The organism is Variovorax sp. 01T439_2, from assembly GCF_056398445.1.
This window is the reverse complement of sequence record NZ_JBFTPJ010000104.1, coordinates 1-9,675: the sequence shown is the minus strand read 5'-3', so window position 1 is coordinate 9,675 and position 9,675 is coordinate 1. Positions and strand designations below refer to the sequence as shown.

The window sequence follows — 9,675 nt, the reverse complement described above, 5'->3', positions numbered from 1 at the left end:
TCATCCTGACGCAGATCCTGCCCAAYGCCATGTCGCCGATCATCGTGATCGCCTCGCTCATGACGGCCACGGCCATCCTGCTGGAGTCGAGCCTGAGCTTCCTGGGCCTCGGCGACCCGAACCAGATGAGCTGGGGCTACATGGTGGGTGCGGCGCGCACCGTGCTGCGCCAGGCCTGGTGGATGGCGCTGTTCCYGGGCCTGGCCATCGTGCTGACCGTGCTCGCGCTGAACCTGGTGGGCGAAGGCCTGAGCGACGGGCTCAACACGCGGCTCGACGGGAGGGGCAAATGAGCGCCACCGTCACACCCATGAAGCCGGCGCAGCCGGTGCTCGATGTCGTCAACCTCGGCATCCGCCTGCCCAAGGGCGCGGACCGCGCGCTGGCCGTCGATGGCGCCACGTTGTCGGTGCTGCCGGGCCAGACGCTGTGCGTGGTCGGCGAATCGGGTTCGGGCAAATCGATGATCGCCAACGCCGTGATGGGCCTGCTGCCGCGTCCGCACGTGGCGCCCGTGGCCGGGCAAATTTTGTTCGAGGGCCGCGACCTGCTGCAGCTCAGCGAGCCGCAGATGCGCGAGCTGCGCGGACGCCGCATCGGCATGGTGTTCCAGGAGCCGATGACGGCGCTCAACCCCGTGATGCGCATCGGCGAGCAGATCGGCGAAGTCTTCGATGCGCATGGCAGCGTGCCCGCGGCCGAGAAGCGGCGGCGCATCCTGGCCGCGCTGGCCGACGTGGGCCTGCCCGACCCCGAGCTGCTGATCGACGCCTATCCGTTCCGCCTCTCGGGCGGCCAGCGCCAGCGCGTGATGATCGCCTGTGCGCTGGTGCTCGAGCCCGTGCTGCTGATCGCCGACGAGCCGACCACCGCGCTCGACGTCACGACGCAGGCGCAAATCCTCGCGCTGATCCGCGAGCTGCAGCAGCGCCGCCGCACGGCGGTGCTGTTCATCACGCACGACTTCGGCGTGGTGTCCGAGATTGCCGACCACGTGGTCGTGATGCAGACCGGCCAGGTGGTCGAGGCCGGGCCGGTGCGCCAGGTGCTCGATGCGCCGCAGCACCCCTACACGCGCAAGCTCATCGCCGCCATTCCCACCGGCACTGCCGAGCGCGACACGCCAAGCGGCGAGGTCGTGCGCGTGCTGCAGGTGCAGGACTTGTGCAAGACCTACAGCTCGGGCAACGGCCTCTTCAAGCGCGGCCGCTCGGTGCAGGCCGCGAAGAACGTCAGCTTCGAGCTGCGCCGCGGCGAAACGCTGGGGCTGGTCGGCGAATCGGGCTCGGGCAAGTCGAGCGTGGGCCGCTGCCTGGTGGGGCTCTCGCCGTTCGACAGCGGCCGCATCCTCTTCAAGGGCCGCAGCCTGTCGCAGGGGCCGGCCTTCCGGCGCGAGGCCGCGGGCAAGATCCAGATGGTGTTCCAGGACCCGTACGCATCGCTCAACCCGCGCCACCGCGTCGGCGCGGCCATTGCGGGCGGACCGATCGCACAGGGCGTGGGCAAGGCCGAAGCCATGGCGCGCGCGATGGAGCTGCTGAAGCTCGTGGGCCTGGGCGCCGACGCGGCCGAGCGCTACCCGCACGAGTTCTCGGGCGGGCAGCGCCAGCGCATCGGCATCGCCCGCGCGCTGGCCATGCAGCCCGAACTGCTGGTGGCCGACGAGCCGGTGTCGGCGCTCGACGTCTCGGTGCAGGCGCAGGTGCTCGAACTCTTCGCGCAGGTGCGCGAGCAGTTCCAGCTTGCGATGGTCTTCATCACGCACGACCTGCGCGTGGCCGGCCAGATGTGCGACCACATCGCGGTGATGCAGCGCGGCGAGGTCGTCGAATACGGCGAGACGCACAAGGTGCTCGGCGATCCGAAGCACGCCTACACGCGCAAGCTGATCGAGGCGGTGCCGCGGCTGGTGTCCGCCGCGTCGCCGGCCGAGGCGCTGGTCGCGTGATGGCGCCGAAGAACGACGTGCCCTGCGTGGCGATCCTGAGCGCGGTGCTGGACATGGAGTACCTCGCCGCGGCCTTCCGCGAGGCCCATCCGGGCATCGACCTGCGCCTGGGCGCGGAGCTCGGTGCGCTCGACGAGATCGACGCAGCCGTCTGCTGGTTTCCACCGCACGGCCTGCTCGCCCGGATGCCGAAGCTGCGGCTCGTGCAGTCGCTGGCCGCGGGCATCGAGCACATCACGGCCGATGCGCAGCTGCCGCGCCACCTGCCGCTGTGCCGCATCGTCGACACCGGCATGGCGGCCGGCATGAAGGCCTATGTCTGTTGGGCCGTGGTGCAGCAGCACCGCGGCATGCGCGCCTACGTTGCGAGTTCCGCGGCCCGCCGGTGGGAGGAGCAGCCGATCGTGTCGCCGCGCCACCACCGCGTGGGCATTGCGGGCCTGGGCACGCTGGGCATGGCCTGCGCCGAGGCGCTGGCCGCCATCGGCTACCCGGTGCGCGGCTGGAGCCGCAGCAAGAAAGAGGCGCTGCCGGCCGGCGTCGAGGGCTTCCACGGCGCCGCGCAGCTCGACGAATTCCTTGCGGGCTGCGACACGCTGGTGTGCCTGCTGCCGCTCACCGCCGAGACGCACGGCTTTCTCGATGCCGCGCTGTTCGCCAAGCTGCCGCGCGGCGCGCACCTGATCAACGTCGGCCGCGGCGACCACCTGGTCGAGGCCGACCTGCAGCCGGCGCTCGATGCGGGCCAGCTCTCGGCGGCCACGCTCGACGCGTTCTCGCAGGAGCCGCTGCCGCCGGAGCATCCGTTCTGGGGCGACCCGCGCATCCTCGTCACGCCGCACATCGCCACGCGCACCGACAGCCTCGTGATCGCGCGCCAGACGCTCGACAACCTCGCGTCGCTGCGGCAGGGCCGGCGCCCCGCCAACCAGGTCGACCTGGCGCGCGGCTATTGATTGAACTCCCTACACAACGGAACCGCCGTCATGAACGCCAGCACGCACGCAGAGAACGCCGCCAACGACATCGCCGCGCACCTGCATCCCTTCACCAACCTTGCGACGCATCCGCAGCTCGGCCCGCTGGTGATCCAGCGCGGCGACGGCATCTTCGTGGAAGACGACCAGGGCCGCCGCTATCTCGAGGCGATGTCGGGCCTGTGGTGCGCCTCGCTGGGCTTCAGCAACGCGCGCCTGGCCAAGGCCGGCAGCGAGGCGCTGCATGGCCTGCCGTACTACCACACCTTCAACGGGCGCTCCAACCCGGCCGCCATCGCGCTGGCCGAAAAGCTGCTCGCGCTGGCGCCGGTGCCGATGTCCAAGGTGTTCTTCGCCAACTCGGGTTCGGAGGCCAACGACTCCGCGGTCAAGCTGGTCTGGTACTACCACAACGCCATCGGCAAGCCTGAAAAGAAAAAGATCATCGCGCGCCGCAATGCCTACCACGGCGTCACCGTCGCGGCCGCGAGCCTGAGCGGCCTGGTGCCGAACCACCGCGACTTCGACCTGCCGATCGACCGCATCCTGCACGTCGACTGCCCGCATCATTTCCGCTATGCCGAAGCCGGCGAGAGCGAGCAAGACTTTGCGACGCGGCTGGCCGCTGCGCTCGAGCAGCGCATCCTCGACGAAGGCCCCGAGACGGTCGGCGCCTTCATCGCCGAGCCCGTGATGGGCGCGGGCGGCGTGCTGGTGCCGCCGGCCACCTACTTCGACAAGGTGCAGAAGGTGCTGGCCAGGTACGAGGTGCTGCTGATCGCCGACGAGGTGATCTGCGGCTTCGGCCGCACCGGCCAGATGTTCGGCTCGGCCACCTTCGGCTTGAAGCCCGACATCCTGACCGCGGCCAAGGCGCTCTCGTCGGGCTATGTGCCGATCTCGGCCGTGATGGTCAACGAGAAGGTGCATGCGGCCGTGGCCGCCAACAGCGGCAAGATCGGCACCTTCGGCCACGGCTTCACCTACTCGGGCCATCCGGTGGCTTGCGCCATTGCGCTGGAGACGCTCAAGGTCTACGAGGACGAGAACATCCTCGCGCACGTGCAGTCGCTGGTGCCGCAATTCCAGCAAGGGCTGCAGAGTTACGCCGGGCGCAGGTACGTCGGCGAGGTGCGCGGCGTGGGGCTCATCGGCGCAATCGAGCTGTATGCCGACCCCGCCAGGCGCACGCCCTTCGATCCCGCGCAGAAGGCCGGCGCGCGCCTTGCCGAGCTTGCGCTGGCGCAGGGGCTCATCGTGCGCGCCATGGGCGATTCCGTCGCCTTCTGCCCGCCGCTCATCAYCACGGCCGAACAGATCGACGACATGTTCGCGCGCTTCGCCCGCGCGATGGCGATCTTCGAAGAAAGCTTCGCGTGAAGGCCTTCTGCACGGACGAGAGTTTCCTGCGGGGCTTCCAGGCCGCGCGATGAGCACCGCCGCCACGGCTCTCGCACTGCACCCCGCGGGCTCCAGGCGCGCCGGCGTGGCGCTGTTCTTCTGCGCGCTGGTGGCCTTTGCTTCCTACGACGCGTTCTGCAAGTACATGCTGCAGTTCTACCCGGCGCCCTTCGTCAACGTGATGCGCTATGTCGCGGTGAGCGGCATTGCCTTTGCGATGCTGCTGCGCCATGGCGACCTGCGCATGTGGCGCACGCCGCACAAGCCCTTGCTGCTGCTGCGCGGGCTGATGCTCGCGACGGTGGCCACCTGCTTCATGACGGCGCTCATCTGGATGCCGCTGGCCGAGGCCACGGCTATCTACTTCACCGCGCCGCTCCTGATGGTGGCGCTGTCGCCGTGGCTCCTGGGCGAGCAGGTGCGGCGCAGCCGCTGGGTGGCGGTGACGGTCGGCTTCGGTGGCATGCTGCTGATCGTGCGGCCGGGCGCCGACCTGCCGCTGCTCGGCACGGTGCTGATGGCGGTGGCGGCCGTCTGCTACGCGATCTTCCAGCTGCTCACGCGGCGGCTCGCGGGCCTGGTCGCGGGGCCGGTGCAGTACGCCTGGACCGCGCTGGCCTGCTTCGTCGTCACGCTGCTGCCCGCGCCCTTCTTCCTGCCCGCCCACCCGCCGCCCTGGGGCGACGTGGCGCTGCTGCTCGCGGGCGGCGCCTGCAGCGCGGCGGCGCAGTGGCTGCTGCTGGCTGCCTTCGAGCGCGTCGAGGCCTCCACGCTGGCGCCGCTCAACTACTTCCAGCTGCTGCTGGCCGTGGCCTTCAGTACCTTCTGGTTCCGCCGGCCGCCCGACGTGATCGCGATGGCCGGCATCGCGCTGATCATGGCGGCGGGCATCTACCTGGCGCGCGCGGGGCGGGGCCTGAAGACCGCACCGGCCGCGCCAGATGCCATCCGGTGAAGAATCGCCCCTGGCGCACACCAATGACGAGACAAGCAACATGGCAATTTCCACAATTTCTCCTCCTCCTGCTGCTGCCGACGCGGCCCTGTTCGAATCGGTCGAGTCGACCGACCTCGTCGGGCTGGTCGAGGCCCAGCTGACGCGCGCCATCGTCGAAGGCCGCCTGGCGCCCGGCAGCCGCATCGTCGAGGCCGACATCGCGCGCCGCATGGGCGTGAGCCGCGCGCCCGTGCGCGAGGCGGCGCGGCGGCTCGAGCGTCAGGGCGTGCTGGTCGCCAAGCCGCGCCACGGCTTCGCGGTGCGGACCATCAGCGTGCAGGAGATCGACGACCTGTTCGAAGTGCGCCTGAGCCTCGAGCTGACTTCGATCGAGCTGGCCTGCCGCAAGGCCGACGACGCCGGCATCGCGCGCGTGCAGGCGCTGGTCGAGGCCATGGTGCGCGAGGCCAACACGCAGCCTCAGCACCACCGCATCGCCAACGACCTGGCGCTGCACACGCTGATCTGCGAGCTCTCGGGCAACGCGCACCTGCACCGCATCTTCATGAACACGCAGACCGAGATGCAGATGATCATCGCGCTGATCGACGCGGTCTACCACGACCCCACCGCCATGGCCGAGACCCACCGCCCCATCGTCGATGCCCTGGTGCGCCGCGACCCCGAGGCCGCCAAGGCCGCGATGCGCGTGCACCTGGAAGATGCCTGGCAGCACGTGCGCGCGCTGTTCGTGAAGCAGCACGGCGCCGCGCCCCTTCCCGCCAATGCCTGAGACCGGAGAAACACACCGATGAAAGTCGTCTACAGCGACACCCACAAGGACCACGACCCGCAGCTCTTCATGGTGCGCGGCAAGCTCAAGCGCAGCAACGAGCAGCCCGAGCGCGCCTTCCGCCTGCTCGAGGCGGTGCAGCGCGAGGGCCACGAGATCGTCGCGACGCGCGACTTCGGCGCCGGCCCGCGCGCCGCCATCCACACGCCCGAGTACCTGCGCTTTCTCGAGACCGCCTACGCGCGCTGGCAGCTGCTGGACGATCCGTCCGAAGAGGTGATGCCCAACATYCATCCCTTCCCGGGCCAGCCCTGCACCTACCCCGACAGCGTGGTCGGCCAGGCCGGCTTCCACATGGGCGACAACGCCTGCTCGATCGGCGCGCGCACCTGGGAGGCCGCCGTCGCCTCGGCGAACATGGCCACGCATGCGGCGCAGCTCGTGCGGGGTGGCGAGCGCGTGGCCTATGCGCTGTGCCGCCCGCCCGGCCACCACGCGTATGCCGACCGCGCCAACGGCTTCTGCTACCTCAACAACGTGGCGATTGCCGCGCAATATCTGCGCGGCGTGCACGACCGCGTGGCCATCCTCGACATCGACGTGCACCACGGCAACGGCACGCAGGGCATCTTCTACCGCCGCGCCGACGTGCTGACCATCTCGCTGCACGGCGATCCGCGCAACTTCACGCCCTTCTTCATCGGCCACGCGCACGAGCGCGGCGAAGGCGAAGGCCTGGGCTACAACATCAACAAGCCGCTCGCGCTGGGCACCGACATCGACGGCTACCTGCCCGCGCTGCGCGACGCCTGCGACAGCATCCGCGCCTACGCGCCCGGCGCGCTGGTGGTGGCGCTGGGCCTCGACGCACACGAGCGCGATCCCTACAAGGGCATGAAGATCCAGACCGCCGGCTTCGCCGTGCTGCTGGCCGAGATCGCGCGCCTGGGACTGCCCACGGTGCTGGTGCAGGAGGGCGGCTATCTGTCCGACGACCTGGGGCCCAATATCGCAAGCGCGCTGCGCGGTTTCGAGAGCGTGGCATGACGATCATGGAGTTCGCCGACGCGCAGGTGCTCAGCGAAGCCTCGCCCGCGCTCGACGGCGCCTGGGTGCGCGAACTCGCGCGCGAGCACTACGGCATCGACGGCGAGATGAAGCCGCTGACCGGCGAGCGCGACCGCAACTACCGGCTCGAGCGCGCCGCCGACGGCGCCCGCTTCATGCTGAAGATCTCGCACCCGGCCGAGACCGCGCTGGTCGCCGACTTCCAGACCCAGGCCCTGCTGCATCTCGCGGCCGTCGACCCGGGCCTGCCGGTGCAGCGCATCGTGCCGACGCGGGACGGCGCCGCCTCCTTGACCTGCGATCCGGGCGACGGCCTGCCGCGCGTGGTGCGCCTCTTCAGCTACCTGCCCGGCCTGCCGCTGCCCGAGGCGCCGCGCACGCCGACGCAGCAGCAGAACCTCGCGCGCATGCTGGCCCGGCTCGACGTGGCGCTCGCGGGCTTCGACCATCCGGCCGGCGACCTGCCGCTGCCCTGGGACCTGCAGCGCGCCGACAGCGTGCGCGGCCTGCTCGCGCACATCGCGGGGCCGGAGCGCCGCGCGCTGGCCACCGCCGCGCTCGACCGCTTCGAGCGCGATGCCAAGCCGGTGCTGCGCACGCTGCCCGCACAGCCGATCCACAACGACTTCAACATCTACAACCTGCTGGTCGACCCGGCCGACACCGACCGCATTGCCGCCATCCTCGACTTCGGCGACATGGTGCGCGCGCCGTGCATCAACGACCTGGCCGTGGCCGCCGCCTACCAGGCCGGCACCGGCGACGATCCGCTCGCGGCCATCGTGCCGCTGGTCGCCGCCTACCACGCGGTGCGGCCGCTGTCGCCGGCCGAGGCCGGCGTGCTGTTCGACCTGATCGCCGCGCGGCTCGTGATGGTGGTGGCCATCAGCGGCTGGCGCGCCGCGCGCTATCCCGAGAACGCGCCCTACCTGCTGCGCAACAACCCGCTGTCGTGGGCGCGGCTGCAGGCCTGCGAGCGCGTCGGCAGCGCCGCCGCGACAGCAGCCTTTCGCCGCGCGCTGAACCTCTGAGAGACCGCCCATGACTTCCCTCGCCCCTTCGACCCAGGCCCTTGTCGAGCGCCGCGCGCGCGTGCTCGGCCCGGCCTACCGCCTGTTCTACGAGACGCCGCTGCACCCGGTGCGCGGCGAAGGCGTGTGGCTGTACGACGCCGAGGGCCGGCCCCATCTCGACGCCTACAACAACGTCGCCTCCGTCGGCCATTGCCACCCACACGTGGTCGAGGCCATCGCGCGCCAGGCCGGCGTGCTCAACACCCACACGCGCTATCTGCACGAAGGCGTGCTCGACTACGCCGAGCGGCTGCTCGCCACCCTGCCGGCCGAGCTCGCACACGCGATGTTCACCTGCACCGGCAGCGAGGCCAACGACCTTGCGATGCGCATCGCACGCGCACACACCAAAGCCGAGGGGCTGATCGTCACGCGCTTTGCGTACCACGGCGTCACCGCGTCCATCGCCGAGGCTTCGCCCTCGCTCGGCAAGTTCGTGCAACTCGGCGACGCGGTGCGTACCGTGCCTGCGCCCGACAGCTACCGCATCGCGCCCGGCGAACTGGGCCGCGCGTTCGCGAACGGCGTGCGCGAGGCCATCGCCGACCTGAAGGCGCACGGCATGCGCCCGGCCGCGCTGATGGTCGACACTGTGTTCTCGAGCGATGGCATCTTCACCGACCCGCCGGGCTTCATGGCCGAGGCGGTGGACGCGGTGCGCGAGGCCGGCGGCCTCTTCATCGCCGACGAAGTGCAGMCCGGCCTCGGCCGCACCGGCGACGCGTTCTGGGGCTTCCAGCGGCACGGCGTGGTGCCCGACATCGTCACCATGGGCAAGCCGCTGGGCGCCGGCCACCCGCTGGCCGGCCTCGCGGTGCGGCCCGAGGCGCTGGCCGCCTTCGGCCGCGAGTGCCGCTACTTCAACACCTTCGGCGGCAACCCGGTGTCGATGGCCGCGGGCATGGCGGTGCTCGACGTGGTCGAGCGCGAAGGCCTGATGGCCAACGCGCAGCGCGTCGGCCGTTACCTGCGTGCGCAGATCGCGAAGCTCGCCGAGCGCCATGCGCTGATCGGCGACGTGCGCGGCGCGGGCCTGTTCGTGGGCGTGGAGCTCGTCACCGACCGCCGCACCCGCACGCCCGCCACCGCGGAAACCGCGCGCATCGTCAATGGCCTGCGCGAGCGGCGCGTGCTGCTGAGCGCCACCGGCGAGCACGCCAACACGCTCAAGATCCGCCCGCCGCTGGTGTTCTCCGAAGCCCATGCCGACCTGCTGGCCGAGACGCTCGGCCAGGTGCTGGCCGGCCTCTGACCAATCGCCTCTTCGCTGCTGCGCGTGGCGCCGATCGCCGCCTTGCGCCAGAATCGTTCGACCCCACGACCCTTGCCTGCCACCATGAACATCGTCGATTCCTTTGCCGCCCACGCCTCCCGCTTCGTCGATATCCGGCGCGACATCCATGCCCATCCCGAGCTCGGCTTCGAGGAGCACCGCACCTCGCCCATCCCGAGCTCGGCTTCGAGGAGCACCGCACCTC

The 9,675-nt window shown here is 70.7% G+C and carries 9 protein-coding genes; all 9 read left to right on the top strand.

Translation table 11 applies throughout. The annotated features are described in order from the left end of the window. A partial coding sequence (locus AC1DOC_RS07470; protein ID WP_478129606.1) for an ABC transporter permease occupies window positions 1-293 on the top strand: 293 nt, incomplete at its 5' end. Further along, window positions 290-1,948 (top strand): ABC transporter ATP-binding protein, encoded by a 1,659-nt coding sequence (locus tag AC1DOC_RS07465; RefSeq protein ID WP_478083829.1) that lies wholly within the window; start codon window positions 290-292, stop codon window positions 1,946-1,948. The genes AC1DOC_RS07470 and AC1DOC_RS07465, both read left to right, overlap by 4 nt. After that, the gene (locus AC1DOC_RS07460) at window positions 1,948-2,904 is read left to right on the top strand and encodes a 2-hydroxyacid dehydrogenase (RefSeq protein WP_478080369.1); all 957 of its coding nucleotides are present in this window, start codon (window positions 1,948-1,950) and stop codon (window positions 2,902-2,904) included. Before AC1DOC_RS07465 ends, AC1DOC_RS07460 begins: the two co-directional genes overlap by 1 nt. Window positions 2,905-2,934: 30 nt before the next feature. Continuing rightward, the gene (locus tag AC1DOC_RS07455; RefSeq protein ID WP_478129605.1) at window positions 2,935-4,305 is read left to right on the top strand and encodes an aminotransferase; all 1,371 of its coding nucleotides are present in this window, start codon (window positions 2,935-2,937) and stop codon (window positions 4,303-4,305) included. 49 nt (window positions 4,306-4,354) lie between these two features. Then, complete coding sequence (locus AC1DOC_RS07450) at window positions 4,355-5,281, top strand: DMT family transporter (protein ID WP_478083830.1); 927 nt, start codon at window positions 4,355-4,357, stop codon at window positions 5,279-5,281. Beyond that, on the top strand, window positions 5,268-6,056 hold the full coding sequence (locus tag AC1DOC_RS07445) for a GntR family transcriptional regulator (RefSeq protein WP_307593265.1): 789 nt from the start codon (window positions 5,268-5,270) through the stop codon (window positions 6,054-6,056). The genes AC1DOC_RS07450 and AC1DOC_RS07445 overlap by 14 nt, the downstream gene beginning before the upstream one ends. A gap of 18 nt (window positions 6,057-6,074) precedes the next feature. After that, on the top strand, window positions 6,075-7,103 hold the full coding sequence (locus tag AC1DOC_RS07440) for a histone deacetylase family protein (protein WP_478080370.1): 1,029 nt from the start codon (window positions 6,075-6,077) through the stop codon (window positions 7,101-7,103). After that, complete coding sequence (locus AC1DOC_RS07435; RefSeq protein WP_478080371.1) at window positions 7,100-8,155, top strand: phosphotransferase; 1,056 nt, start codon at window positions 7,100-7,102, stop codon at window positions 8,153-8,155. Before AC1DOC_RS07440 ends, AC1DOC_RS07435 begins: the two co-directional genes overlap by 4 nt. Before the next feature lie 10 nt (window positions 8,156-8,165). Further along, on the top strand, window positions 8,166-9,449 hold the full coding sequence (locus AC1DOC_RS07430) for an aspartate aminotransferase family protein (protein WP_478129604.1): 1,284 nt from the start codon (window positions 8,166-8,168) through the stop codon (window positions 9,447-9,449). Window positions 9,450-9,675 lie beyond the last annotated feature (226 nt).